The sequence below is a fragment of the Pseudomonas farsensis genome (assembly GCF_014268805.2).
Taxonomy (GTDB): domain Bacteria; phylum Pseudomonadota; class Gammaproteobacteria; order Pseudomonadales; family Pseudomonadaceae; genus Aquipseudomonas; species Aquipseudomonas farsensis.
Map to the genome: position 1 here is coordinate 379,456 of NZ_JABWRF020000002.1, position 26,249 is coordinate 405,704.

Below are 26,249 nucleotides of genomic sequence, written 5' to 3' on the forward strand. Positions count from 1 at the left end.
CTCCAGTAATGACACGCGATCCATCGCAGCTTCCACGGATTCCTCTTACAACCTTAGCGCCACACGCCTGCAAACGGCACAAAAAAACCCGCCGAGGCGGGTTTTTTCTGAAGCGGGTCACATCAGCCGAGTTCAGCGAAGCACTCTTCGATGATGGCCAGGCCTTTGTCCAGCAGGGCATCTTCGGCGGTCAGCGGCACGAGAATCCGCAGGACGTTGCCGTAGGTGCCGCAGGACAGCAGGATCAGGCCCTTGTCACGCGCCTTGGCCACCACCTGAGCAACAGCAGCGGCGTTCGGGGTGTGGGTGCCTTTCTCGAACACTTCTACCGCGATCATGGAACCCATGCCGCGCACGTCACCGATGATGGCGTGTTTAGCCTGGATTTTACGCAGGCCAGCGGTCAGGTGCTCGCCAACAGCCTTGCTGCGGTCCAGCAGTTTTTCTTCCTCGAACACTTGGATAACCGCCAGGGCCGCCGCACAAGCGATCGGCGAACCGGCGTAGGTGCCGCCCAGGCCGCCCGGGGCGATGGCGTCCATGTATTCGGCCTTGCCGCACACACCGGCCAGCGGGAAGCCGCCAGCGATGGACTTGGCGAAGGTGGTCAGGTCAGGCGCGACGCCCATCTGCTCCATGGCGAAGAAGGTGCCAGTACGGCCAGCGCCGGTCTGTACTTCGTCAGCGATCAGCAGGATGCCGTGCTGGTCGCACAGCGCGCGCAGGCGCTTCATCAGCTCTTTAGGCGCTGGCAGGAAGCCGCCTTCGCCTTGTACCGGCTCGAGGATGATGGCAGCGATATCACGCGGCTCGGCATCGTTCTTGAAAATGCGCTCTACCGAGGCAATGGCGTCGTCAACACTGACACCGTGCAGCTCGCTCGGGAACAGCGCGCGGAACACGCCACCTGGCATCAGGCCCATGCCTGCCGAGTACGGCACGACTTTGCCGGTCAGGCCCAGAGTCATCATGGTGCGGCCGTGGTAGCCGCCGGTGAAGGCGATGACGCCGGCACGGCCAGTGGCGGCGCGGGCGATCTTCACGGCGTTTTCAACGGCTTCGGAGCCGGAGGTGACCAGCAGGGTCTTCTTCTCGAAGTCGCCTGGGACCAGCTTGTTGATCTTTTCGCACAGCTCGACGTAGGGCTCGTAGGCCAGCACCTGGAAGCAGGTGTGGCTGACCTTGGTCAGCTGCTCTTGCACAGCGGCAACCACTTTCGGGTGCAGGTGGCCGGTATTGAGTACGGCGATGCCGCCAGCGAAGTCGATCAGTTCGCGGCCTTCAACGTCGATTACCGTCGCGTTCTTCGCCGACTCGACGAAGATCGGGTGGATCTGGCCAACGCCACGTGGGACGGCGGCGATACGGCGTTGCATCAAGGATTCGTTGGTCTTGCTCATAATGCCCTCATTCGCGCCGATGGAAACGGCGCTTTTATTCGGGGGTGGCTGGAACGTGCGTGATCAGTATTCGTTGATCGACTGTCGCGAACACCCTGGCCACCAGGTACTGCAATGTCAAAAAGACCAGCGAGGCGTCGCTCTCGCGCCCCGCTGGCAGAGGTAAAAACAGCGAGTGCCGGATCAGATGCTAAGGCACAGGTATTTGATTTCGAGGTAGTCCTCGATGCCGTACTTGGAACCTTCGCGGCCCAGGCCCGAGGCCTTGATGCCACCGAACGGTGCCACTTCGTTGGAAATCAGGCCGGTGTTGATACCCACCATGCCGTATTCCAGGGCTTCGGCCACACGGAACACGCGGCTCATGTCGCGCGCATAGAAGTACGAGGCCAGGCCGAACTCGGTGTCGTTGGACATGGCGATGACTTCAGCCTCGTCCTTGAAGCGGAACAGCGGCGCCAGGGGGCCGAAGGTCTCTTCTTTGGCGACAGCGGCGTTTTTCGGCACATCGACCAGAATGGTCGGCTCGAAGAAGTTGCCTTCGATCAGCTTGCCGCCGGACAGCACCTTGGCGCCCTTGGAGACGGCGTCTTCGATGTGTTCCTGGACCTTGGCTACAGCCTTGCCATCGATCAGCGGGCCGGTGGTGGTGCCTTCTTCCAGGCCGTTACCGATCTTCAGCTTGGCCACCGCAGCCTTGAGCTTCTCGGCGAACGCGTCGTAGACGCCGTCCTGCACGTAGATACGGTTGGCGCAGACGCAGGTCTGGCCGTTGTTGCGGTACTTGGAGATGATCGCGCCCTCGACCGCCTTGTCCAGGTCGGCGTCGTCGAACACGATGAACGGGGCGTTGCCACCCAACTCCAGGGAAACCTTCTTGATGTCCTTGGCGCACTCTTGCATCAGCTGACGGCCGATTTCGGTGGAGCCGGTGAAGGACAGCTTGCGTACCAGCGAGTTGCCGGTCAGCTCGGAGCCGACTTCGCCAGCGCTGCCGGTGATGACGCTGAGCACGCCAGCCGGGATGCCGGCACGGGTAGCCAGTTCGACCAGGGCCAGGGCCGAGTAAGGGGTCTGCGAAGCAGGCTTGAGCACCATGGTGCAGCCGGCGGCCAGGGCTGGGCCGGCTTTACGGGTGATCATTGCCGCCGGGAAGTTCCACGGGGTGATGGCCGCGGTAACGCCGATAGGCTGCTTGATGACGATAAGGCGCTTGTCCGGCTGGTGGCCGGGAATGACGTCGCCATAGACGCGCTTGGCTTCTTCGGCGAACCACTCGATGAACGAGGCGGCGTAGGCGATTTCGCCCTTGGCTTCGGCCAGCGGCTTGCCTTGCTCGGTGGTCATCAGGCGGGCCAGGTCGTCCTGGTGCTCGATCATCAGCTCGAACCAGCGGCGCAGCTTGCCGGCACGCTCTTTGGCAGTCAGGGCACGCCAGGCCGGCAGCGCTTTGTCGGCAGCTTCGATGGCGCGACGGGTTTCGGCAGCGCCCATCTTCGGCACGGTACCGATCACGTCACCGGTGGCCGGGTTGGTCACCTTGATGGTCTGACCGTTGTCCGCATCCAGCCATTCACCGTTGATGAAGGCCTGCTGGCGGAACAACTGAGCGTCTTTGAGCTGCATGTCGGCTTCCCTTTACTGCGAATTATTGATTGTTGAAAAGGCGCCCATAACGCGGGCGGCCGTCAGGAATTCGTGCACCAGGGTGTTCGACGCCTGGCGGCTGAGCGTTTGAAATCTCAAACGGAATGCTAAGCGGGTGCTGGGGGGTTGGACAATAGCCTGTTCGAAAAAAAGAACGAATGGTTGAACACCCCGTCTGAAATCGCCGGCCAAGCGTGCGCCACGTTGCCGTCCGACAGGTAAAAACAGCTACAGATCAAGGCGATGGACGTCCTCGGTCCAGACCGGTATCATGCGCCCCGTTGCACTCGTAGCTCAGCTGGATAGAGTACTGCCCTCCGAAGGCAGGGGTCGTGGGTTCGAATCCCGCCGAGTGCGCCATGAATTCTCGCGAGCATCGCGACAGACCAAGCCCCATCAGGTACGCCTGATGGGGCTTTTTCGTTACTGCGGGCTGCGTATGAGGCCCCAAGCGGCACAGGGTGACGCCGTTCACAGCGCACATCTTTTCTGACGCCACTGTTTCGCCACTTGCGAAATGTTTGGTAACCTCTGCGCCGCTGCCGGCTCCGGCAGCCTTTTATACGAACATGGATGCGTTCGACGAACGCCAAGAAGGACTTGCGATGGCGATGGTCTATTGCCGCGGCTGTGCCAAACAGCTGCACGAATCAGCACCTACCTGCCCCCAGTGCGGCGCCCCTCAATTCGCAACGTCCAACGCAGGGCCTGCCAGCGGCGGCTCGGCGTGGCTGGCGATCGTTTCCCTGTGCCTGGGCATCCTCTGCACGCTCGCGCTGTTCGATGACAGCGAGTGGGACATGGATACCATGGCCGGCCTCGGCCTGTTCGCAGGCACCGGCCTGATCATGGGCATCATCAGCATCAACCAGAAAAAGCCCGGCAATGGCATGGCCATCGCCGGCGTCGTCATGGCAGTCATTTCGCTGCTGTGCCTAATCGGCCTATCAGCCAGCTAACTAATGTGAGGGAAAACAAATGAGCATGGTGTTCTGCCGTGGCTGCGCCAAACAGATCCATCAATCGGCCGTCAGCTGCCCAGGTTGCGGCGCGACCCAAAACGGCAATGCCGGCGCGGCGCCTGGTATCAAAGGCGACGTTGCCAACATTACCTTCGGCAACGTGTTCTTCACCGTAATGAAGCAGTACGCCACCTTCAGCGGCCGTGCCCGCCGCAAGGAATACTGGCTGTTTACCCTGGTCATCAACCTGATCGGCTTGGCCATCAGCTTCATTGAAGGCACCTTGGGCATGGCTGGCTTTATCAACATGCTGTTCAGCCTGGCCGTGATGATCCCGGCCATCGCCGTCGGCGTACGCCGCCTGCACGACACCGACCGCAGCGGCTGGTGGCTGCTGGTGCCGATCGTCAACCTGGTGTTCCTGTGCCAGGACAGCACCCCAGGCAACAACCGCTTCGGCCCGAACCCTAAAGGCCTGTAAGCGAAACTGGAAAAGGCGGCCTGCGGGCCGCCTTTTTCATGCCCGCAGAAAATCCCGCCTCATGACGTTTTTCAATCGGCTCCATGCCGTTTCCTGCATTGCCGTGCAGAGCGCGGTGCCGGATGCTTTATTTAATCCGACACATCGCGTTTTCCACCCACCGAGGCCTGTATGAAGAACGTCGAGCAAATCCTCAAAGCCAAAGCCCAGCACCAGACCGTCTACACCATCAGCCCCGATGACTCGGTCCTCGATGCCCTGCGGATGCTGGCTGATAAAAACGTCGGCGCGCTACCGGTGGTGGAAGACAACCAGGTGGTCGGCATCGTCAGCGAACGTGACTACGCCCGCAAGCTGGTGCTCAAGGGCCGCTCTTCGGCGGCAACGCCGGTACGCGAGATCATGAGTTCGCCAGTGGTCACCGTTGAGCCCAAGCAGAACCTTGAGTACTGCATGAACCTCATGACCAACCGCCACCTGCGCCACCTGCCCGTGGTCAGCAACGGCGTCCTGCTGGGGCTGCTGTCGATTGGCGACCTGGTCAAGGAAACCATCGCCGAGCAAGCCAGCCTGATCGCGCAACTGGAGCAGTACATCCGCGGCGAATGAGCCCAGCTCAGTGGTAGCCACGTTCCAGTTCGTCGAGCTGATGATCGAAACTGCGTAGCCGCGCCGACCAGGTGTAAACCAGTACCTCCAGGTCGCGGTTGAGCAGCGCCGTGTTGCCCCCCGCCCGTACCGGCGCGTCACCAAGGTCCAACTGGTAGCGCTCCCGGGCCATGGCGGTAGCCACGCTCGACAGGTCGCGGGCATTGGCCAGCCAGTGGTGGTGGTGATCGTGGATTTCGCGGTCAAGCTCGCGGCATTGGCGCTTGAGTGCATCCAGGCTCTGCTCCAGCGGCGTGCCCTTTAGCTCGCCCATCACCTCTTCGAAGGTGCGCCCGGAATGCCAGTAGCTGCCCCAGAAATAGCGGTCGAATACCGTTTCGACCCGGCGCAGCGCCACCTTTGTGTTCCAGATGGTCAACAACGTGCGGCCCTGGGCCACTTCGCGGCGGTTCAGGTGCAGGTATTGCCAGGCGATCCACGTCAGCCCGCACAGCGCCACCGCTGCGGTAACAGCGGCGGCAGCGTACAGAAACTGCACGGCGTGGTTCATGTGCTGGGTGTGCCGGATGCCGTAGTAATAACCGGTGGTCAGGGTGCCCAGGATCGTCACGGTGCACCAGAAGCCTGGTGCGTAGGGATCTTTCATCGCGCCATCCCCTATTGTTTTCCTGAGCATAGCAACGGCCCGTTCACCCAACAGGTGCCGCTCGGCGCTTATTTCTTGCTGGCGTGCAGGGCCTCGTTGAGTTGGTCGATCATCGGTATCCAATCGGCGTCGGCAATGTAGGCTTCTTTCAGGAATGCGCGCTGGGCGTCGCTCCAGAACCAGGCATCGACCAGCTTTACATCGTCAGGCAGGGGTGAGTGAGTGGCGATGAAACGTTCGATCTCGACCGGGTCATCTTCCAGGCCAAGTTGCTTGAAAATCTCGGAAAACGGATGGATCGGGGCGTCCATGGGTAGTCTCCTGTCGAGCCAGGCTGGCTGGCATGGTGGCGATAGCGGGCAGGTGCTGGTAATCACCCGCCTTCAGGTAGACAGCACCCAGCTGGCCAAGACTCAACCCGATGCGCCGCGCGCCGGTTCAGAGCGGTGCGCGGCGCAGCGTAGCGAGGAAAGTCGCAGCACCGATGAACAACCCGGCAAAGGTGCGGTTGACCCGCGTTTGCTGCTTGGGCGTGCGCAGCAGGCGCAGCACCTTGGAGGCAAGCCCGGTGTAGCCGGCCATGACCAGCATGTCGACGCTGACCATGGTCACGGCGATCATGACGTACTGCATCAGCAGCGGCGCGTGCGGGTTGATGAACTGCGGCAGCACCGCGAGCATGAATACCAGTGCCTTGGGGTTGCTGACGTTGACCAGAAACCCGCGGAACACCAGGCTCAACGGCTTGCCGATGGGCCGCACAGCGACGTCGTCGCTCATATCCATGGGCAGGGCGCGCCATTGCTTGTAGGCGAGGTAGACCAGATAGGCCACGCCGAACCACTTGATGGCGTGAAACGCGGTGGCGGAGGCCGCCAGGATGGCGCCGACGCCGGCGGCGATGATCGCGATCTGCACGATCAGGCCCAGTTGCAAACCCAGGGCATTCCAGTAACCGCGCCAGAAACCATAACGCAGCCCGCTGGACATCGAGGCAATCGCACCGGCCCCCGGCGACAGGCTGATGACCCAGCACGCGGCAAAGAAAGCCAACCAGGTTTCCATCGACATCACACACCTCGCTCGAACGAATGTTGCAAAACGTTAAGCTAAGGTTTCGGTGAAAAGATGACCAGTGATTTCTGCGCGGTGGCCTCGTAGCAGGCTATCGCCAGCCCCCACAGGGTCTGGGTCAGCCCCTATACCAAGGCAGGGCAAGTTCACTGTGGGAGATCACCTAGCCCTTCCGGGCTGCGCTGTCGCGCAGAGAGCTGGGCACCGTGGGAGCGGGCTTGCCCCGCGATGCGATGTTGGCAGTGCTATCGCTATCGCGGGGCAAGCCCGCTCCCACGTTATCCATGTAAATCAGATAGTTAGCGTTTGTTCTATGAGAGCTGGCGACAGCCTGCGATGAGGCCAGTGCAGGCTTACGCAAAACCATGGAACCTCCCACAGCGCAAAGGGCCGGATCAGAACGCCGGCAGTACCGCGCCTTGGTATTTCTTGGCGATGAAGGCTTTCACTTCAGGGCTGGTCAGGGCCTTGGCCAGCTTCTGGATGGCGTCGCTGTTCTTGTTGTCCGGGCGGGCAACCAGGAAGTTTACGTAAGGCGAGTCGCTGCCTTCGATCAGCAGGGCATCCTTGGCCGGGTTCAGGCCGGCTTCCAGCGCATAGTTGGTGTTGATCATGTCCAGGTCGACCTGGTCCAGCACGCGCGGCAGCATGGCCGATTCCAGCTCACGGAACTTGAGCTTTTTCGGGTTCTCGGCGATGTCTTTCGGGGTAGCCAAGGCGTTTTTCGGGTCTTTCAGGGTGATCAGGCCAGCCTTCTGCAGCAGCAGCAGGGCGCGGCCGCTGTTGCTACCTTCGTTGGGGATGGCAACGGTAGCGCCTTCCTTCAGGTCAGCCAGGTTCTTGACCTTCTTCGAGTAGCCACCGAAGGGTTCGACGTGCACGCCGATCACGGTTTCCAGGTGGGTGCCTTTGCCTTCGTTGAAGCTTTGCAGGTACGGCAGGGTCTGGAAGTAGTTGGCGTCCAGGCGCTTCTGGTCGACCTGCACGTTGGGCTGCACGTAATCGGTGAAGACTTTGATCTCAAGGTCGACGCCTTCTTTGGCCAGGGTCGGCTTGATCAGCTCAAGAATTTCAGCGTGCGGCACCGGGGTAGCAGCAACCACCAGTTTTTCGGCAGCAGAGGCCAGCCCGGCAAACGACAGGGCAGCGGCCAGGGCGGTGGTCAGCAGTGTTTTTTTCATGGTGATCCTTGTTCTGAATGCTGGGCCATCGCAGATGGCGGCTAGGTCGGGGCCCACCCTCGCGGGTGAGCGTGAAGCGGACGATACCGGTAATTTTTATTCCGTAACAATATCTTTTACGTAGCTGCTTATTCCAAAAGCAAATTGCCATCAATTGCTTTGCTTATGAGCCCGCCCCACTGACGATTAACCCCGCGCAGGAGCGGCCTTGCGTCGCGAAAGGGCTGCGCAGCGCGCCCCAGCAATTTTGCATGAAACCGAGATTCTGGGGCCGCTGCGCAGCCCTTTCGCGGCACAAGGCCGCTCCTACAGGTCTAGGGTTTGCAGGGTGTTTAGCAGCAACTGGCGCAGCTCGGCGACAGTCTGGGTTTCGCGGCTGCGGGCCAGTTGCCCGAGGGTGCGCGCCAGCGAGTCGAGCGGCTTACGGTCGGGCAGGTCGAGGTGCTCGGGGAGGATTTCCTCGCCATCGCTGACCAGCAACGCAAAGTGGATAACGTTCTCAAGCTCGCGGGTATTCCCAGGCCAGGCATGGGCCTCCAGCGCCTGCTGGGCGGCTTCGCTGATCAGCGGCAAGGGGCGGCCCAGGCGCACGCTGTAGATGCCGACGAAGTACTCGGCCAAGGGCAGGATATCGCCGACCCGCTCCCGCAGTGCCGGCAGCTCCAGCTCGCCCTCATGCAAATAGTGGTATAGCCGCTCGTTGAAGCGCCCGGCTTGCACCGCCAATGCCAGGTCAATACTGGAAGCGGCCACCAGACGCACGTCCACCGGCTGTGGATGGCTGGCACCGACCCGTGTCACCTCGCGGTTTTCCAGCGCTGCCAGCAACTTGCCCTGAATGGCCAGCGGCAGGTCGGCGATTTCGTCCAGGTACAACGTGCCGCCATTGGCCGAGCCGAACCAGCCTGCACGACTGCTGGCGGTGCCGCCCTGGCTGCCGGCGCTGTAGCCGAACAGCTCGGCGTCGGCGTAGGTCGGGCTGATGGCCGCGCAGTTGACCGAAACGAACAGCCCCGCACGGTCGCTGGCCCGATGGATTTGCCGCGCCAGCAGCTCCTTGCCGGTGCCGGACTCGCCGCGGATGAGCACCGGCAACGGCTGTGGCGCCAGGCGTTCAAGGGCCTGGCGCAGCGCCTGGGAGCGCGGGTCGACAAACACCAGCGCCTTGGCGCGAATGCTCAGCGGGCTTTTGTCCAGTTCGGGAAAGGTCAGCAGCGGCTGGCCGAATGGGGCATGAAACGTCATGGAATACTCCCGCCCCGGCCACCCAGCCGGGGTTCAAGGCAAGCGGTTGATGGCGTCAGGCGCGGCGCAGCGCGCGCTGGTCGACACGGGCCTGCAGGCGGAACAGGTAAGCGAAGCCCTGCTCCCAGCGCTGGTGGCCTGACTTGACGTTGATATGCCCGGCATTGGCCAGCAGCCCGGCCTCAGCGCCCCAGGCGCGGGCCAGGTGCAGCGCACGCGGCACGCTCACCGCCGGGTCGTTGTCCGAGCTGACCACCTGGCTTGGAAACGGCAGGCCCTGCAGTGGAATCGGCGCAAAGTTGCGCAGCGCTTGCGCGCAGGCTGGGCGTTCAACATCAGCCGGCGCCACCAACAGCGCACCGCGTACCCGGCGCAGCAGCGCGGGGCTTGCCTGTGCAGCCCAGTGGGCGACGGTGATGCAGCCCAGGCTGTGGGCAATCAGGATGACCGGCGAGCGCTCGGCGGCGATAGCCTGCTCCAGCGCTTGCACCCAATCGTGTTTTTGCGGTGTCAGCCAGTCGCGCTGCTCGACCCGTGCGCTGTTGGGCAGTGTCCGCTGCCAGTGGCTTTGCCAATGGTTGTCTGGCGATCCTTGCCAGCCCGGCACAATCAGGTAACGAATCGACTCATTGCGCATGGGGACGCCTCCGAAAGTTTGCGTGCTTGGGGTGCAAGTATAGGGAGGTTGATATATGCGTAAAGGAATAAGAAGCTATTTGTTAATAACTGTAAGTTTTAAGCTGCAAACTACAAGAAGCAGCCGCTGCGGCGCATCGGATCTTTCTTTCAGCTTGCAGCTAAAAAAAAAAGGACCATCCCCTGCCAAGGAAAATGGTCCGTAAGCACTTGCCTGAAGAAAGTCACTGCCGAGCAGGCGCACGCGGTCTGCTGTCTCTTGCAGCTTGCCGCTCCCGCGTCAGCGGGCGGTGATGACCGCCAGCTTGCTGATGCCGGCACGTTCGATGGCTGCCATCGCGCGCGCGACTTCGCCGTAGTTCACGCCATCATCGGCCTGCAATTGCACGCGCAGTTCGGTGTCTTTGCTCTTGGCCGTCTTGAGGTTGCTCTCAAGCTGGTCGGGCTGGATCTGCTCTTTATTGATGAACAACTGGCCGCTGCCATCGATGCTCACCACCAGCGGGTCCTTCTGCTCGACCGGGGCCACGGCCTCGGTCTTGGGCAGGTTGATCGGGATCGCGTTGGTCAACAGCGGCGCCGTGACGATGAATACCACCAGCAGCACCAGCATGACGTCCACCAACGGCGTGACGTTGATTTCACTCAACACTTCATCGCTGTCCTGGGTCGAGAAGGCCATCTCAGGAAGCCTCCTGCACAGGCTGGGTGAAACCGCTGTGCGTGCGCTGCACAGCCGGGTGTACCAGCACACGGAAGGCACTCTTCTGCGCCAGGCTGTAGAAATCGTGGGCAAAGTCATCCAGGTCGGCAGCGGTGAGCTTCAGGCGCCGCAGGAAGTAGTTGTAGACCAGCACCGCAGGCACCGCGACGGCGATCCCCACCCCCGTCGCCACCAACGCTGCGCCAATCGGGCCGGCCACCGTTTCGAGGCTGGCCGAGCCAGCCGCGCTGATGCCCTTGAGCGCTTCCATGATGCCCCACACGGTGCCGAACAGGCCGATGAAGGGCGACGTGCTGCCAATACTGGCAACCACCGCCAGGCCGGTTTCAAGCGAGCGGCGCTCACGCACGATCTGCTGGCGCAGGGCACGCTCGAGGCGGTCCTGATGGTTGATGGCATGGCTCAGGTCGTTCGCCAGGCCGGGCTCGCCCACGGCGATGGCCGCGTAGCCGGCCTGTGCCACGCGGGCGGCCGGGCCTGGTTGCTGGTGGCTGATCTCGGCGGCCGAATCCAGGCTGGAAGCCGCCCAGAACTGTTTGTGGAAGCGCTTGTCCTGGTTTTTCAACCGGCCGAACTGCACGGCCTTGACCAGCGCCAGCGCCCAAGTGGCCACGGAAAAGCCAACCAGCAGCCAGATGACGGTGCTTTCAACGGATTCGAGGGGGGATGCCAACAGGCTCATGGGTAGTCCTTCCTATGTATGCGCTCGCAAAGTTAACGAAGCTTGAAATCGATCGGTACGCTGACCCAGCCGGCCTGCGCGACATCGCCCTGCTTGGCCGGGACAAAACTCCAGCGCTTGACCGCTGCCAGCGCGGCGGCGTCGAGGGCATCGCGGCCGCTGCTTTGCTGGACCTGAATCTGCCCCGGCTTGCCGCTTGGCAGCACCTCGACCCGCAGCAGCACAGTGCCTTCCCAGCCACGGCGCTGAGCCATCTGCGGGTACTCCGGCGCCGGGTTCTTCAGGTAAGCGGCATTGGCCGACGGCGGCGTGACCGGGGCCGGTGCGGGTGGCGCAGGGGCCGCGACCGGCGCAGGGGTTGGCGCCTGGACAGGCGTGGGTACGGGTTTCGGCTCGGGTTTGGCCTTGACCACAGGCTTGGTCACGGGCTTGGCCTTCGGCTTGGGCTTTGCCGCCAGCTCATCGATCACCGGTGCTGGAGGCTCGACCACAGGGGGTGCAGGCGCGGGTGGCGGCGGCTCGACAACGGGCGGCGCAGGCGCGGCGAACTCGATGGTCATGGGGGGAATCTGCGGCGGTACAATCGGCAGCGCTGCTGTCGGCGTTTGGCTGACCCAGTAGGCGGCGGCGCCATGCAAGGCCAGCACCAGCAAGCCCAACACCAGTTTGTCGCGGCGCTTGAGGCCGCTTGCTGGCGTGCGTTGCAGACGCAGTTGGCCCAGCGGCAGGCGTGGCGTGCGTCCGAGCTCGACCAGTTCACCCGCTGCCGGGTGCCATGGCTGGTCGAAGGCTCTGACGGCCGTCTGGACATTACCCATTTGCTCAACTCCCTGTGGGCTGGATTCAGGTGTGTGGCTGAATCATCGGGGGTCGAGGCTTATGCTTTGAAGTAATGTTTGAAGTTAACGTTATAACAATTATTCATATTGTTTTTTGGCGAATGGCTCAAGCCCGCGTATTTCGGGGGGTGTGGGGAGGTATTAACCCGTCAATGCCTTGTGAGCATGAGAAATATTCGTGCAAGGCATCGAATTGCCGCGAGGGCTGCGGCCTCGTTCGCGACACAAGGCCGCTCCTACAGGGTTACGCGGCCCCCTGTAGGAGCGGCCTCGTGCCGCGAAAGGGCTGCAAAGCAGCCCGGCCATTCATCAGGCATAAAAAAACCCGGGACCAGGCCCGGGTTCCACTCAGCAAACAGCAGCTCAGATATCCGCCACCTTCTGCCAAACCTTCGGCCGGAAGAACAATGTCTCGCCCCGCGCCAGCCCGGCCAGGCTATCGTGGTCCTTGACCACTTCGGCTTCGATCAGCTCGCTCTGCCCTTCCACCTTCAGCGTCACCCGCGTGGTCGCGCCCAACGGGCGGATGTCACGCACTTCGGCGGCGTGGTGGCCTTCGGTTTCGTGGCGTGACAGCGACACCTCATGCGGGCGGAACAACACATGGTTGCCCTCGCTCAGGGCGAAACGGTTGGAGTCGCCCAGGAAGTGATAGACGAAGTCGTTGGCCGGCTTCTCATACACCTCGCCGGGCGAGCCGATCTGCTCGATCACCCCCTTGTTCATCACCACGATACGGTCCGCCACTTCCATGGCTTCTTCCTGGTCGTGGGTCACGAACACCGAGGTCAGGTTGATGTCCTCGTGCAGGCGCGCCAGCCAGCGGCGCAGCTCTTTACGCACCTTGGCATCCAGCGCACCAAACGGCTCATCGAGCAGCAGCACCTTGGGCTCGACCGCCAAGGCGCGGGCCAGGGCGATGCGCTGGCGCTGGCCACCGGACAACTGCTCGGGGTAACGGTCGGACAGCCAGTCGAGCTGGACCATGTTCAGCAGTTCATGCACTTTCTCGGCAATCTTGCTTTCGCTCGGGCGCTCGCCCTTGGGCTTCATGCGCAGGCCGAAGGCTACGTTGTCGAACACGCTCATGTGGCGGAACAACGCATAGTGCTGGAACACAAAGCCGACGTTGCGATCACGCACATCGTGGCCGGAAACATCCTCGCCATGGAACACGATGCTGCCATCGTCCGGGGTTTCCAGGCCGGCGATGATGCGCAGCAGGGTGGTCTTGCCGCAGCCGGACGGGCCCAGCAGCGCCACCAGTTCACCGCTGTTGATATCCAGGTTGATGTTGTTCAGGGCCTGGAAGCTGTTGAAGCGCTTGCTGACATTACGAACTTCGATCGACATGACTCATTCCTCCGCGGCGCTGTGGCGCAGGCGGTTAATACGGTTCTCGCTCCACTGCTTGAGCAGCAGGATGAAGAGCGCCAGGATCAGCAACAGGCTGGCCACACTGAAGGCGGCGACGTGGTTGTACTCGTTGTAGAGAATCTCCACGTGCAGCGGCAAGGTATTGGTGACGCCGCGGATATGCCCGGACACCACCGACACCGCGCCGAACTCGCCCATGGCCCGCGCGGTACACAGCACCACGCCGTAAATCAGGCCCCACTTGATGTTGGGCAGGGTCACGTGCCAGAACATCTGCCAGCCATTGGCGCCCAGCAGGCGCGCGGCCTCTTCCTCCTGTGTGCCCTGTTCCTGCATCAGCGGGATCAGTTCACGCGCCACGAATGGCACGGTGACGAAGATGGTCGCAAGCACAATGCCCGGCAGGGCGAAGACGATCTGGATATCGTGGTCCTGCAGCCACGGCCCGAACAGGCCTTGGGCACCGAACATCAGCACGTAGACCAGGCCCGCGATCACCGGCGATACCGAGAACGGCAGGTCGATCAGGGTCACCAGGATGCTCTTGCCACGGAAGGTGTATTTGCTCACGCACCAGGCGGCGGACACCCCGAACACAAGGTTCAGCGGCACCGAAATCGCTACGGCGAGCAAGGTGAGCTTGAGCGCCGACAATGCGTCGGCTTCGAAGATGGCCTCAAAGAACGTACCGAAGCCGTTCTTCAATGCCTGCGACACCACGATCACCAGCGGCAGCAGCAAAAACAGCGCGAACACGACCCAGCCGAGGGTGATCAGCACGCGGCGCGAGGTGGCACTGCCGCGCCGGGCTGCATTGGCGGCGGCGCTGGCGCCAAGAGTTGATGAAGACATTAACCGGCCTCCTTCATGGGGTTTCGATGCGCCGCTGCAACAGGTTGATCAGCAGCAGCAGGATGAAGGAAACCACCAGCATCAGAACGCCGATGGCGGTGGCGCCGGTGTAGTCGTACTGGTCGAGCTTGACCATGATCAGCAGCGGCAGAATCTCGGTCTTCATGGGCATGTTGCCGGCGATGAAAATCACCGAACCGTACTCACCGACCCCACGGGCGAACGCCAGGGCAAAACCGGTCAGCCAGGCCGGTAGCAGCGCCGGCGCCAGCACATGGCGGAACACCTGCAACGGCTTGGCGCCCAGGCAGGCGGCGGCCTCCTCCACCTCACGCGGGATATCGGCCAGCACCGGCTGCACCGTGCGCACCACGAACGGCAGGGTCACGAAGGTCAGCGCCAAGGTGATGCCCAGCGGGGTGTAGGCGATCTTGAAGCCAAGGTCGGTGGCGAACTGGCCGACCCAGCCCGAGGGCGCGTACAAGGCCGTCAGGGCGATACCGGCAACCGCGGTGGGCAAGGCGAACGGCAGGTCGATCATCGCGTCGATGATCTTGCGCCCTGGGAAGGTGTAGCGCACCAGCACCCAGGCCAGCAGGGTGCCGATCACACCATTGATGATGGCGGCGAACAGGGCGGTACCGAAACTCAGCTTCAGGGCCGCAATGACACGCGGTGCACTGATGATGGTCCAGAACTGCTCCCAGGTCAGCTGCGAGGCATGGATGAACATGGCCGCCAGCGGTATCAGCACGATCAGGCTGAGGTACACCAAGGTGTAGCCCAGCGTCAGCCCGAAGCCGGGTATGACGGGGGAAATGCGACGTGACATAAAGGTCCCTGGTTGAACGCACGAGGCCCGGCGGTTATGCCGGGCCGGTGCAGGCTTGTGAATCCTGGGGCTGCGTTGCAGCCCTTTCGCGGCACAAGGCCGCTCCTACAAAAGCACGCGATGCCCTGTAGGAGCGGCCTTGTGCCGCGAAAGGGCCGCAAAGCGGCCCCCGCTTTTCCTTGGACTTACTGTGCCTGATAAATCTGGTCGAACACACCGCCGTCATTGAAGAACTTCGGCTGCGCAGTCTTCCAGCCGCCGAAGTCTTTGTCGATGGTCACCAGGTCCAGTTTGGGGAACTGCTTGCCAAACTCGGCAGCCACTTTCGCATCACGCGGGCGGTAGAAGTTCTCGGCGGCAATCTTCTGCCCAGCCGGGCTGTACAGGTGCTTGAGGTACTCGGTGGCAATCTCGGTGTTGCCCTTCTTCTCGGCGTTCTTGTCCACCACGGCCACTGGCGGCTCGGCCAGGATCGACAGCGAAGGCACGACAATTTCGAACTTGTCGGCGCCGCCGTCTTCTTTCAGCGCCAGGAAGGCTTCGTTTTCCCAGGCCAGCAACACGTCGCCCTGGCCGTTGTTGACGAAGGTGATGGTCGAGCCACGGGCGCCGGTGTCCAGCACGGGGACATGCTTGAACAGCTCCTGCACATACTCTTTGGCCTTGGCTTCGCTACCACCGGCCTTCAGGCCATAGGCCCAGGCGGCGAGGAAGTTCCAGCGCGCACCGCCGGAGGTTTTCGGGTTGGGAGTGATGACCGAAACGTCTTTCTTGACCAGGTCGCCCCAGTCCTTGATGCCTTTCGGGTTGCCCTTGCGCACCAGGAACACGATGGTCGAGGTGTACGGGGTGCTGGCGTCCGGCAGGCGGGTCTGCCAGTTCTCTGGCAGGGTCTTGCCGAGCTTGGCGATTTCGTCGATGTCACCGGCCAGTGCCAGGGTCACGACGTCGGCGCGCAGGCCGTCGATGACCGCCCGGCCTTGCTTGCCCGAACCGCCGTGGGACTGCTGGATCTTCACGTTGTCGTCCGGGTGGCTCTGCTGCCAGTGCTTGATGAACTCGGCGTTGTACTGCTGGTACAGCTCGCGGGTAGGGTCGTAGGACACGTTCAGCAGTTCGTAGTCCTTGGCGATGGCGGAACCGGCAAAAACGGCACTGGCCAGAGCGGCGAGCGCATAACGGCGGATGGACATGGTGAAGCTCCCGATTGGCATTTTTCTAATTAGTTGGGTAGTGCGGTTCAGCCGGGCTTGTTGCCGGGCTGTTGCAGGCGGAACTTCTCTTTGCGCTCGATCTGCACCACCTGGGCGTTGTGCACGGTGATCTCTACCGCGCCAAAGCGCAGGTCGCGCAGGGCGCTCTGGATTTCACGCAAAATGGTGGCTTCGTCCTGACCATCAATGCTACGCAGAGATGCACTCATGCTCGTTCTCCTGGTGAATAAGGGTGCCGGGCATGGGTTCGAAGGGGATTTGCGCCTGGCTTGAGGGCAATAGTAGTGAGGCGCGGTTATTCTTAAAAATACTGTTTAAGAATGTTTATATAACCACTTTTACATTTCACCTCAGACCCTCTGTAGGAGCGGCCTTGTGTCGCGAAAGGGCTGCGCAGCAGCCCCGGCAATTTTGCATGATGGCAAGAACCTGGGGCCGCTGCGCAGCCCTTTCGCGACACAAGGCCGCTCCTACAAGGGTCAGTGGTGCGCTTCAGGTTTATGTTCCGGCTCGCGAATCTTGTACCAGGCCACATACAGCGCCGGCAGGAACAGCAGCGTCAGCAGCGTTGCACTGATGATGCCGCCAATCATGGCGTAGGCCATCGGCCCCCAGAACACCTCGCGGGCAATCGGGATCATGCCCAGGCTCGCAGCGGCTGCCGTCAGCAGGATCGGCCGGCGGCGGTGATTGGTCGCCTCCACCACCGCATCCCACGGGGCAAAGCCCTGGGCCTCGAACTCGTCGATCTGGGTCACCAGAATCACCGAGTTGCGGATGATGATGCCGATCAGCGCAAGCACCCCGAGAATCGCCACAAAGCCCATCGGCGTGCCGGTCGGCACCAGCGCCAGCACCACACCGATCAGCCCCAGCGGCGCCACGCTGACCACCAGGAACAGCTTCTGCACGCTGTGCAGCTGGATCATCAGGAAGGTGGCCATCAGGAAGATCATCAGCGGCACCACCTGGCGGATCGGGCCTTGGGCCTTGGCGCTCTCCTCCACCGTGCCGCCGGTCGCCACTTCATAGCCAACCGGCAGCGCAGCGGCAAACTCGTCGATCTTCGGCTTCAGTTGGGCCACCAGGTCGGTAGGCTGGATGTCGCCGTTAACCGATGCCTTCAGGGTGATGGTCGGTTTGCGGTCACGTCGCCACACCAGCGGCTGCTCCAGCTCGTAGCGCACCGTGGCGAACGCCAGCAGCGGAATCGAGGCGCCGCTGGGGCTGACAATCTGCAGGTTCTGCAGCGTGTCGGGCGAGCCGCGTTCGCTGTCCTCGGCGCGGGCGACCACGTTGATCAGGTAGATGTTGTCGTTGACCTGGGTAATCGGTACGCCGCTGACGATGCTGTTCATCACATTGGCCACATCCTCGGACGACAACCCCAGCTGGCGCGCCTTGTCCTGGGCAATCTCCACGCGCAGCACCTTGCCTGGCTCGTTCCAGTCAAAAATCATCTCACCAATGTTGGGGTTGCTGTCGAGCAAGGTGGCAAGATCGATGGCATGGGCGCGGACCTGGTCGATGTCCTTGCCGCTGACCCGGTACTGGATAGGCCGGCCCACGGGCGGGCCCATTTCCAGCGACTGGACATTGGTGCCGATGCCGACGAAGTCTTTGCGCAGGCGCTCCTGCAGCCGCGCCATCAGCTCGCCACGCACCTCAAGGCCTTGGCTGACGATGACCAACTGGGCGTAATAGGGGTTTTGCAGTTGCTGGTCCAGCGGCAGGTAGAAGCGCAGCGCGCCTTGGCCAATGTAGGTGCTCCAACTGACGATATCCGGGTCGCCCTTCAAGGTAGCCTCGAAGCGGTCTACCACCTTGCGGGTCTCTTCGATGGAGGCGTTTTGCGGCAGGTTCAGGTCGACCAGGATTTCTGGCCGGTCCGACGAGGGGAAGAACTGGTTTTGCACAAAACGCATGCCCACCACCGACAGCACGAACAGCAGAATGGTGCCGACGACCGTTATCCAGCGGTGGCGCATGCACCACAGCAAGCCATGTTCGAAGCCCCGCCCTATCCGCCCGGGCTCGGCATCGTGGGCCTTGAGCTTGTTGCTGTTAAGCAAGTGCACACCCAGTACCGGGGCAAAAAATACCGCCACCACCCACGACACCAGCAAGGCCACGGCAATGACCGCGAACAGCGTGAAGGTGTACTCCCCCGCCGAGCTTGCGTTGAGGCCGATGGGCACGAACCCCGCCACCGTCACCAAGGTGCCGGTGAGCATCGGGAACGCGGTCGAGGTATAGGCAAAGGTGGCCGCCTGTTCCTTGCTGTCCCCCATTTCCAGCCGCGTGACCATCACCTCCACGGTGATCATCGCGTCATCCACCAACAACCCCAGGGCGATGATCAGCGCGCCGAGCGAAATACGCTGCATGGTGATGTCGGTGTACTCCATGAATACGAACACCATGGCCAGCACCAGCGGGATCGAGCACGCGACTACCAGCCCGGCGCGCCAGCCGAGGCTGACGAAGCTCACCACCAGCACGATCACCACCGCCTCGAACAGCGCGCTGGTAAAGCCACCGACCGCCTGTTTGACCACCACCGCCTGGTCAGACACGGTGTGGACCTCAACGCCCACCGGCAGGTCAGCGGTGACCTTGTCCATGCGCTCACGCAGCAGTTGGCCAAACACCTGCATATTGCCGCCGGCTTTCATGCCAATGGCAAGGCCGATGGCGGTCTGGCCGTTGTAGCGGAACATCGGTGATGGCGGGTCGGCGTAGCCACGCTCGATATCGGCAATGTCGGCCAGGCGGAAAAACCGATCCTTGATGCGCAGGTTGACGTTGACCAGGTCTTTTTCCGAGGCGAACTGGCCGCTGGTGCGCACCGAAATGCGCTCGGGCCCCGCCTCGATCACCCCGGCAGGCGTAACCGCGTTCTGCGCCTGCAAAGCCTGCATCACCTGGCCTTGGTCGATACCGAGGGCTGCCAGCTTGCGGGTCGAGAAATTCAGGTACAGCACCTCGTCCTGGGTGCCGACCAGCTCGATCTTGCCGATGTTGGGCACATCGCGCACTTCAGCACGCACCTGCTCCACGTAGTCGCGCAACTGGCGCATTGTCAGGCCGTCGGCGGTAAAGCCGTAGATCGAGCCATACACATCGCCGAATTCATCGTTGAACGCCGGGCCTTGCAGGCCTTTGGGGAACTGCCCGCTGATGTCCTGGATCTTCTTGCGCACCTGGTACCAGATCTGCGGGATGTCCTTGGCCTTGGTGGTGTCGCGCAAGTACACGTAGACCGTGGATTCGCCGGGGCGGGTGTAGCTTTTCACATAGTCGAGCGAGTCGAGTTCCTCGAGCTTCTTCTCGATACGGTCGGTGACCTGCAGCAGCGTTTCGTCCTGGGTCGCGCCGGGCCAGCGGCTCTGGATCACCATGGTCTTGATGGTGAACGAGGGGTCCTCTTCACGGCCCAGGTTCAAGTAGGAGAACACGCCCATCAGCAGGCTGACCGCCATCAAGTACCAGACGAACGACTGATGGCGCAGCGCCCATTCGGAGAGGTTGAAGCTTCCTTTCATCGCACGTCCCCATCGAATGTGACCTTCTGGCCAGGCTTGAGCAGGTTGACCCCTGCGGTAACCACGCGCTCGCCTGGCTGTACGCCTGAAGACAGGACGATGCGCTCCCCATCGCGGTCGATCAGCAGCACGTCGCGGGTGGCGACGGTCTTGGTCTGCGGGTCCACCACCCACACCTGGGTCTTGCCGTCGCGCTCCAGCAGCGCGGTCAGCGGCAACTCGCTGCGCGGGGTCACCTCGGAGGTCAGGGTGACGCTCACGGCGGTGCCGAGGTGGAAGGTGTCCGGCGTGCTGTCCAGCGACAGCCGCGCCCGCCGCGTGCGGGTGGTGGCGTCGGCCTGCGGCTCCAGCTCGCGCAGGGTGGCGCTGGTATTGATGCTGGGGTCGAGTTGCAGGGAGACGGTGAAGGCCAGGCCTTCGCTCAACTGCTCGGCCAGATGGGTCGGCAAGTCGATGACGGCTTCCTTGATATCGGGCCGCGCCAGGGTGACCACGGCCTGGCCGGCACTGACCGTCTGCCCGGCCTCGGCCTGCCAGGCGGTCACCACGGCGGCATGGTCGGTGCGCAAGGTGCTGTAGTCGAGCTGGTCGCGGGCCTGGCTGACCGCGGCGCGGGCCTGCTCCAGCGACGCCCCGGTGGTTTTCAGGTTGGTCCGGGCGATGTCCAGCTGGGCCTGGGCGCCCACACCACGGTCATACAACTGCTGCTGGCGGCGGGCATCGGCCTGGGCGTTGATCCACTGCGCCTGCACCCTGGCCAGGTCGCCTTCGGCGGCGCGCAACTGGTTCTGCTGGTCGGTCGGGTCAAGGGTGGCAAGGGTGTCGCCTGGTTTCACCTGAGCGCCAACATCCAGCCAGCGCCGGGCAATGCGCCCGGACACGCGAAAGCCCAGGGTACTCTCGTAGCGCGCCTGGATAGACCCGGCGAAGCGCCCCAGCTGCGATTGCACCTGGGGCTGCACCACCACCGACAGCACCGGGCGCACCGGCGCGGCCTGCTCTTTTTCACTGCCGCAAGCAGCCAGCAACAGCGCGGCGGGCAACAGCAGGATCAGGCGGCTCATGGCTTGCCTCCGGCGCTCTGCGCTGTGACCTTTTCCACTTTCATGCCCGGGTGCAGCAGTTGGGCGCCGCCGACCACCACGGTTTCGCCGCCCTTGATGCCTTGGGCGATGACCACCTTGCCGGTCAGGTAACGCGCCACCTGCACCTTGCGCAGCTCGACCTTGTCACCCTCGCCCACCACCCACACGGCAGGTTCGTGCAGCGCCTTGGTCAGCGCCGCCCAGGGCAGCTCGATGCTGGGGCGGCTCTGCGCGTTGCTGGTGACGGTTACCGCAGAGCCCAGTTGCATGCCCGACGGCACATTGCGCAGCGCCACCTTGACCTGCACGGTGCCGCTTTGCGCCGACACCGTCGGGGTAATCTCGCGCACATAGCCATGGGCCGTGACGCTGGCGTCGTCGAGCAGGCTGACCACTACGCCTTCGTTGCTGGGCGGGCTGACCAGCAGCGCCTCATAGACGTTGAACACCGCGTCGCGATCGCCATCCACTGCCAGGCTGAAGATCGGCATGGTCGCCTGCACCACCTGGCCCACCTCGGCCTGGCGCGCGGTAATCACCCCGTCAGCCTCCGACACCAGCGCGGTGTAGCTCAGTTGCTCATTGGCATTGGCCAACTGCGCCTGGGCCGCCTTGAGTGCGCTCTGGCTGCTGCGCAGCGCGGCCTGGGCTGCATCGTATTCGCTCTGGCTGGTATAGCCCTTGGGCAGCAGTTTTTGCTGGCGCACAAAGGCGGCGCTGGTCTGGGTGACCCGTGCCTGCTCGGCGAACACTGCGGCCTTGGCCGAATCGACGTTGTTCTGCAGGTCTTTCGGGTCGAGCCGCGCCAGCACCTGATTGGCCTTGACGTGGTCGCCCACATCGACGCTGCGCGAGACGATCTTGCCGCCCACACGGAACGAAAGGTCAGTCTGCACCCGCGCCTGCACATCGCCGGTGAGCGTCACCCGCGCGGCAAAGTCGGTGGGTTGCACCTGCTGGACCACCACCCGTGGCAGCTCCTCGGGGACCTTTTCTTCTCCACAGCCTGCAAGCAGTGACAACAGCCCCAGGCAAACAACCATCGGCGCACGCGTTACCGTCATGCAGGCTCCTTGCATCTACGAATGGTTTGTAGGACGCGATGAAAGCGTAGATCAGGGATCGACAAACGAAAGGGGAAACAGGTTCAAGAAAGCGAAGCGGGATGACGGCACTGCATCTGCCGCATTATCAGGGCCTGTGGGAACGGCCTTGATTGGCAAGCACGTCAGAACCCTTCATACGGAACCTAGTATTTTTGCCAGTAGCCGTTCTACACCGGCTCTAGCAGCATGGGTGCAATACGAACGCTTTACCGACTACGGCCGGATATGGACAGGGTTCCGACGGTGAACATCAGGAGGGCGCCATGGCAGCGTCAAAAAGATCAGCTTGTTTCTACCAGAACGGGCGTGTGTTTACTCAGCAGAACGAATTGTCAACGCGCACGATTTTTCAGCACCCCACTGGCCTCTTGGCGCAGATTAACGCTGGGACAAAGGCCGGCCATTCACTCGTAGCCGTAAATAACAGCAACACCGTCGCAACGCTGTGTGGTCCAAATGATAATGAGCATCGTAGTTACACTGCATATGGCCAGCACCTGGCCCGCAACACGTCGCACAACCCCATGGCATTTAATGGTGAGCCGCTGGATTTGGCCACCGGCTGTTACTTTCTAGGCAATGGCTATCGCCTGTTTAACCCCGTTCTCATGAGATTCATCAGTCCTGATAGCTTGAGCCCGTTTGAGCGAGGCGGGGTGAATGCTTATGCCTACTGCGCGGGAGATCCGACCAATTACGTTGATCCTTCAGGCCACATTAGTTTCCTATTGGCTCAGAGAGTAAACCACGTCGCCGGTGCAATCGCATTAATCGCAGGCATAACATCAACAATCACGGTCGCTTTGGCAAGTTTCGTAAAGTCTGAAGACGCTAAAAAAGCGCTTCAGACGGTAAGTGCTGCCGCTTTGGGTTTAGGTATTATTGCTATAAGCGCTGCAGGCCTTGCACGCCGTGCAACGCTTTCGATACGCAGACGAAACCTAAATTCATTGAATTCAAATAGCCGTACAAGCAACCAATTTAACGACCCACCACCAAGTTACGAAGAGGCTGTTCGCACACCCCCCTCAATCACGGATGCCACAGTATTAAATGCAGCGTCGTCGCCTCCTAGCTACGAGGAGGCTATGGCCCGCACGCGGCAATTGGCTTCAACAAGCGGGTCATCGAATACTGGCTATGAGATGAGTACGTATGCCCAGAGGCGATCGTCTTCAACAGGCGTGTCATCCACAGCCAGAAGCGTGTCATCCACAGCTAGCGAAATGCGAGGGTTTTGAGTTCGGAGCGGGCCTGTCGGGTGAGTTTGCTCCCGCCCATCGCGCACTCGCGAGCCTACGACCGGATAGGGACAGGGTTCCGAAGGTGAACATCAGGAGGGCGCCATGGCAGCGTCAGAAAGATCAGCTTGTTTTTACCAGAACGGGCGTGTGTTTACTCAGCAGAACGAATTGTCAACGCGCACGATTTTTCAGCACCCCACTGGCCTCTTGGCGCAACTAAACACAGGTGCAAAGGCCAGCCGTTTACTCTTAGCGGTGAACTGTAGCAATACCGTCACTACCCTGTGTGGGCTAGAAGATAACGAGCAACGCCGTTACACCGCCTATGGCGAGTTCCTGGCCCGCGACGCGTTGCACAACCCCCTGGCGTTCAACGGGGAGCCGCTGGATGTGGCCACCGGTTGTTACTTGCTAGGTAATGGCTATCGGCTGTTCAACCCCGTCCTCATGAGGTTCATCAGCCCTGACAGCCTGAGCCCATTTGAACGAGGCGGAGTGAATGCTTATGTATACTGCGCCGGGGACCCGGTAAACAAGGTTGACCCATCAGGTCACTTCGCCGGGTTCGGGCTTGCGGGGTACTTCGCTATAACCTCTGCAGTGACAGCCGTGGCGGCGATCGTGGCGGCGTTCCTTGTGAAGCCCGATGCAGCAAAAATAGCCCTCGGGGTCATAGCAGCTGTCGCCATCTTTACGACCCCACTATTAGGGCAACAAGCCCTCGTGAACAGAAGGCTTAACTTCGGTGCGCATGCCACACCCCGCTCAAGGGCCAGCAGGGGTTCAGCTACGCTCAATTCCGCTGGAGCGCAGCCAAGCGTACAAGGAAATGGCGTTCCTCCCACAGTGAGAGAACCTATCCAGAGCACCACTTCATCCCAAACGCCTGCTCCCCCTGCGCAGACGGCTGCGTCAGGTGGAGTAGAACGAAAAGCGACCAACATTCGTCAAACCGAAAGCGGCCCAACACCGAACAGCGCTGTTTGAAACCTCGCAGATGAGCCGGCCCTGCAAGGCCCTGCACAGTGCAGGGCCTTGCAGGGCCGTTTACCCATCGATGAGCTGCCTCAGACCTGGCTGACAGCCTGGGCCGGGCGGCGGCTTTGCGCCTGGCCAGCGTTGGCCACGGCACCTTCCTCGATAGCCTGCTGAATCGCCTTGCGGCGGCGCTCTTCGGCGCGGCGGCTGAAGAACCAGACCAGGAATGTCACCAGCGACACCGACAGCAGGATCAAACTGGCCACGGCGTTGATTTCAGGCTTGACGCCCAAGCGTACAGCCGAGAACACTTCCATCGGCAACGTGGTCGAGCCTGGGCCGGATACGAAGCTTGCCAGTACCAGGTCATCCAGCGACAGGGCAAACGACATCATGCCGCCCGCTGCCAGCGACGGCGCAATCATCGGGATGGTGATCAGGAAGAACACCTTCCATGGCTTGGCGCCCAGGTCCATGGCGGCTTCTTCGATGGACAGGTCCAGTTCACGCAGCCGCGCCGACACCACCACCGCCACATAAGCCGCGCAGAACGTGGTGTGGGCGATCCAGATGGTGACGATGCCACGCTCCTGCGGCCAGCCGATCATCTGCGCCATGGCCACGAACAGCAGCAACAGCGACAGACCGGTGATCACCTCTGGCATCACCAGCGGCGCGGTGACCAGGCCGCCGAACAGCGTGCGGCCCTTGAAGCGGGTAACCCGGGTCAACACGAACGCTGCCAAGGTGCCCAGCGCCACCGCAGCGACCGCCGTGTACAGGGCGATCTCCAGCGAGCGCATCACCGAACCCATCAGTTGGGTGTTGTCGAGCAGGCCGACATACCACTTGATCGACCAGCCACCCCACACCGTCACCAGCTTCGAGGCGTTGAACGAGTAGATCACCAGGATCAGCATCGGCAGGTAGATGAACAGCAAGCCGAGCACCAGCATCAGCTTGGAGAAACTGAAGCGTTTCATGCGCGGCCCTCCATTTCTTTGGCCTGGCTGCGGTTGAACAGCAGGATCGGCACAATCAGGATCGCCAGCATTACCACGGCGAGCGCCGAAGCCACCGGCCAGTCACGGTTGTTGAAGAACTCCTGCCACAGCACCTTGCCGATCATCAGGGTTTCCGGGCCGCCCAGCAGTTCAGGGATGACGAACTCGCCCACCACCGGGATGAACACCAGCATGCAGCCGGCGATGATGCCGTTTTTCGACAGCGGCACGGTGATTTTCCAGAAGCTGTTGAACGTGCTCGAACCCAGGTCGGACGCAGCTTCCAACAGGCTCTGGTCGTGTTTTACCAGGTTTGCATACAGCGGCAGGATCATGAACGGCAGGTACGAATAGACCACGCCGATATACACCGCCAGGTTGGTATTCAGAATCTGCAGCGGTTGATCGATCAGCCCCAGCCACATCAGGAAGCTGTTGAGCAGCCCGTTGTTGCTGAGAATGCCCATCCAGGCATACACGCGGATCAGGATCGCGGTCCAGGTCGGCATCATGATCAGCAGCAGCAGAACCGTCTGCGACTCCTTGCGCGCGTTGGCGATGGCATAGGCCATCGGGTAGCCGATCAGCAGGCACAACAGCGTGCTGAAGAATGCCATTTTCAGCGAGCCCAGATAGGCCGCCAGGTACAGCTCGTCTTCGGTCAACAGGCCGTAGTTGGCAAGGTTCAGCACCAGCTGGATCTTGCTTTCGACGAAGGTGTAGATCTCGGTGTACGGCGGAATCGCAACGTCGGCTTCGGCAAAGCTGATCTTCAACACGATGAAGAACGGCAGCATGAAGAACAGGAACAGCCAGATGAACGGCACGCCGATCACCACATGCCGCCCCTCTGGGATAAGGCGCTGGAAGGCTCGCTTGAGCTTGC

General features: G+C 61.9%; 26 protein-coding genes and 1 tRNA gene. 6 read left to right on the top strand and 21 right to left on the bottom strand.

Translation table 11 applies throughout. The features are described 5' to 3' along the window. Positions 1 to 122 precede the first annotated feature (122 nt). Both gabT and gabD read right to left on the bottom strand, forming a co-directional pair. Complete coding sequence (gabT, locus tag HU719_RS11065) at positions 123 to 1,400, bottom strand: 4-aminobutyrate--2-oxoglutarate transaminase (RefSeq protein WP_186519449.1); 1,278 nt, start codon at positions 1,398 to 1,400, stop codon at positions 123 to 125. Between the two features lie 183 nt (positions 1,401 to 1,583). Next, positions 1,584 to 3,026 (bottom strand): NADP-dependent succinate-semialdehyde dehydrogenase, encoded by a 1,443-nt coding sequence (gene gabD / locus HU719_RS11070; protein WP_186519447.1) that lies wholly within the window; start codon positions 3,024 to 3,026, stop codon positions 1,584 to 1,586. Positions 3,027 to 3,330: 304 nt separating this feature from the next. On the opposite strand from gabD, the gene HU719_RS11075 reads away from it, so the two are divergent. From HU719_RS11075 to HU719_RS11090, 4 genes are all read left to right on the top strand, one after another. Continuing rightward, a tRNA-Arg gene (locus HU719_RS11075) sits at positions 3,331 to 3,407 on the top strand. Between the two features lie 245 nt (positions 3,408 to 3,652). Continuing rightward, positions 3,653 to 4,006, top strand: a complete 354-nt coding sequence (locus HU719_RS11080) for a DUF4190 domain-containing protein (protein WP_186519515.1) — start codon at positions 3,653 to 3,655, stop codon at positions 4,004 to 4,006. 25 nt (positions 4,007 to 4,031) lie between these two features. Beyond that, positions 4,032 to 4,490, top strand: coding sequence for a DUF805 domain-containing protein (locus HU719_RS11085; RefSeq protein WP_186519513.1), 459 nt, complete (start codon positions 4,032 to 4,034; stop codon positions 4,488 to 4,490). A 171-nt stretch (positions 4,491 to 4,661) separates the two neighbouring features. Then, positions 4,662 to 5,099, top strand: a complete 438-nt coding sequence (locus HU719_RS11090) for a CBS domain-containing protein (protein WP_186535069.1) — start codon at positions 4,662 to 4,664, stop codon at positions 5,097 to 5,099. Positions 5,100 to 5,106: 7 nt separating this feature from the next. Here the strand turns inward: HU719_RS11090 and HU719_RS11095 are convergent, their stop codons facing one another. From HU719_RS11095 to HU719_RS11175, 17 genes are all read right to left on the bottom strand, one after another. After that, positions 5,107 to 5,745 (bottom strand): NADH:ubiquinone oxidoreductase subunit N, encoded by a 639-nt coding sequence (locus HU719_RS11095; RefSeq protein ID WP_186519442.1) that lies wholly within the window; start codon positions 5,743 to 5,745, stop codon positions 5,107 to 5,109. A gap of 68 nt (positions 5,746 to 5,813) precedes the next feature. Continuing rightward, the gene (locus HU719_RS11100; RefSeq protein WP_186519440.1) at positions 5,814 to 6,056 is read right to left on the bottom strand and encodes a DUF2789 domain-containing protein; all 243 of its coding nucleotides are present in this window, start codon (positions 6,054 to 6,056) and stop codon (positions 5,814 to 5,816) included. 127 nt (positions 6,057 to 6,183) lie between these two features. Next, positions 6,184 to 6,816 carry a LysE family transporter gene (locus HU719_RS11105; protein ID WP_186519438.1) on the bottom strand — a complete coding sequence of 211 codons (633 nt, stop codon included), beginning with the start codon at positions 6,814 to 6,816 and terminating at the stop codon, positions 6,184 to 6,186. 398 nt (positions 6,817 to 7,214) lie between these two features. Further along, complete coding sequence (locus HU719_RS11110) at positions 7,215 to 8,000, bottom strand: MetQ/NlpA family ABC transporter substrate-binding protein (protein WP_186519436.1); 786 nt, start codon at positions 7,998 to 8,000, stop codon at positions 7,215 to 7,217. A gap of 306 nt (positions 8,001 to 8,306) precedes the next feature. Further along, positions 8,307 to 9,245, bottom strand: a complete 939-nt coding sequence (locus HU719_RS11115; RefSeq protein WP_186519434.1) for a sigma 54-interacting transcriptional regulator — start codon at positions 9,243 to 9,245, stop codon at positions 8,307 to 8,309. 55 nt (positions 9,246 to 9,300) lie between these two features. Further along, positions 9,301 to 9,882: an alpha/beta hydrolase gene (locus HU719_RS11120; RefSeq protein ID WP_186535068.1), complete on the bottom strand. Its 582-nt coding sequence runs from the start codon at positions 9,880 to 9,882 to the stop codon at positions 9,301 to 9,303. Positions 9,883 to 10,161: 279 nt separating this feature from the next. After that, positions 10,162 to 10,563, bottom strand: coding sequence for an ExbD/TolR family protein (locus tag HU719_RS11125; protein ID WP_186535067.1), 402 nt, complete (start codon positions 10,561 to 10,563; stop codon positions 10,162 to 10,164). Between the two features lies 1 nt (position 10,564). Beyond that, positions 10,565 to 11,287: a MotA/TolQ/ExbB proton channel family protein gene (locus HU719_RS11130; RefSeq protein ID WP_186535066.1), complete on the bottom strand. Its 723-nt coding sequence runs from the start codon at positions 11,285 to 11,287 to the stop codon at positions 10,565 to 10,567. Between the two features lie 32 nt (positions 11,288 to 11,319). Continuing rightward, positions 11,320 to 12,105, bottom strand: a complete 786-nt coding sequence (locus HU719_RS11135) for an energy transducer TonB (RefSeq protein WP_186519426.1) — start codon at positions 12,103 to 12,105, stop codon at positions 11,320 to 11,322. A 384-nt stretch (positions 12,106 to 12,489) separates the two neighbouring features. Then, positions 12,490 to 13,479 carry a sulfate/molybdate ABC transporter ATP-binding protein gene (locus HU719_RS11140; RefSeq protein WP_186519424.1) on the bottom strand — a complete coding sequence of 330 codons (990 nt, stop codon included), beginning with the start codon at positions 13,477 to 13,479 and terminating at the stop codon, positions 12,490 to 12,492. Positions 13,480 to 13,482: 3 nt separating this feature from the next. After that, on the bottom strand, positions 13,483 to 14,355 hold the full coding sequence (gene cysW, locus HU719_RS11145) for a sulfate ABC transporter permease subunit CysW (protein ID WP_186519422.1): 873 nt from the start codon (positions 14,353 to 14,355) through the stop codon (positions 13,483 to 13,485). A gap of 13 nt (positions 14,356 to 14,368) precedes the next feature. Further along, on the bottom strand, positions 14,369 to 15,187 hold the full coding sequence (cysT, locus tag HU719_RS11150; RefSeq protein ID WP_186519420.1) for a sulfate ABC transporter permease subunit CysT: 819 nt from the start codon (positions 15,185 to 15,187) through the stop codon (positions 14,369 to 14,371). Between the two features lie 185 nt (positions 15,188 to 15,372). Continuing rightward, on the bottom strand, positions 15,373 to 16,380 hold the full coding sequence (locus HU719_RS11155; RefSeq protein ID WP_186535065.1) for a sulfate ABC transporter substrate-binding protein: 1,008 nt from the start codon (positions 16,378 to 16,380) through the stop codon (positions 15,373 to 15,375). Positions 16,381 to 16,427: 47 nt separating this feature from the next. Then, positions 16,428 to 16,610, bottom strand: coding sequence for a sulfur starvation response protein OscA (gene oscA, locus HU719_RS11160; RefSeq protein WP_003248957.1), 183 nt, complete (start codon positions 16,608 to 16,610; stop codon positions 16,428 to 16,430). Positions 16,611 to 16,880: 270 nt separating this feature from the next. Then, complete coding sequence (locus HU719_RS11165) at positions 16,881 to 19,946, bottom strand: efflux RND transporter permease subunit (RefSeq protein ID WP_186535064.1); 3,066 nt, start codon at positions 19,944 to 19,946, stop codon at positions 16,881 to 16,883. Then, positions 19,943 to 21,010 carry an efflux RND transporter periplasmic adaptor subunit gene (locus HU719_RS11170; protein ID WP_186535063.1) on the bottom strand — a complete coding sequence of 356 codons (1,068 nt, stop codon included), beginning with the start codon at positions 21,008 to 21,010 and terminating at the stop codon, positions 19,943 to 19,945. The genes HU719_RS11165 and HU719_RS11170 overlap by 4 nt, the downstream gene beginning before the upstream one ends. Further along, on the bottom strand, positions 21,007 to 22,095 hold the full coding sequence (locus HU719_RS11175) for an efflux RND transporter periplasmic adaptor subunit (protein WP_186521538.1): 1,089 nt from the start codon (positions 22,093 to 22,095) through the stop codon (positions 21,007 to 21,009). The genes HU719_RS11170 and HU719_RS11175 overlap by 4 nt, the downstream gene beginning before the upstream one ends. A gap of 305 nt (positions 22,096 to 22,400) precedes the next feature. Here HU719_RS11175 and HU719_RS11180 point away from each other — a divergent pair, with 305 nt between their 5' ends. Further along, positions 22,401 to 23,378: an RHS repeat-associated core domain-containing protein gene (locus HU719_RS11180; protein WP_186535062.1), complete on the top strand. Its 978-nt coding sequence runs from the start codon at positions 22,401 to 22,403 to the stop codon at positions 23,376 to 23,378. Between the two features lie 105 nt (positions 23,379 to 23,483). Then, entirely contained in the window at positions 23,484 to 24,368 is an 885-nt protein-coding gene (locus tag HU719_RS11185; RefSeq protein ID WP_186535061.1) for an RHS repeat-associated core domain-containing protein, read from the top strand. A gap of 80 nt (positions 24,369 to 24,448) precedes the next feature. Here the strand turns inward: HU719_RS11185 and HU719_RS11190 are convergent, their stop codons facing one another. Both HU719_RS11190 and HU719_RS11195 read right to left on the bottom strand, forming a co-directional pair. Further along, positions 24,449 to 25,342, bottom strand: a complete 894-nt coding sequence (locus HU719_RS11190; protein WP_186521532.1) for an ABC transporter permease subunit — start codon at positions 25,340 to 25,342, stop codon at positions 24,449 to 24,451. Further along, positions 25,339 to 26,220, bottom strand: a complete 882-nt coding sequence (locus tag HU719_RS11195; protein ID WP_186521547.1) for an ABC transporter permease subunit — start codon at positions 26,218 to 26,220, stop codon at positions 25,339 to 25,341. The genes HU719_RS11190 and HU719_RS11195 overlap by 4 nt, the downstream gene beginning before the upstream one ends. Positions 26,221 to 26,249 lie beyond the last annotated feature (29 nt).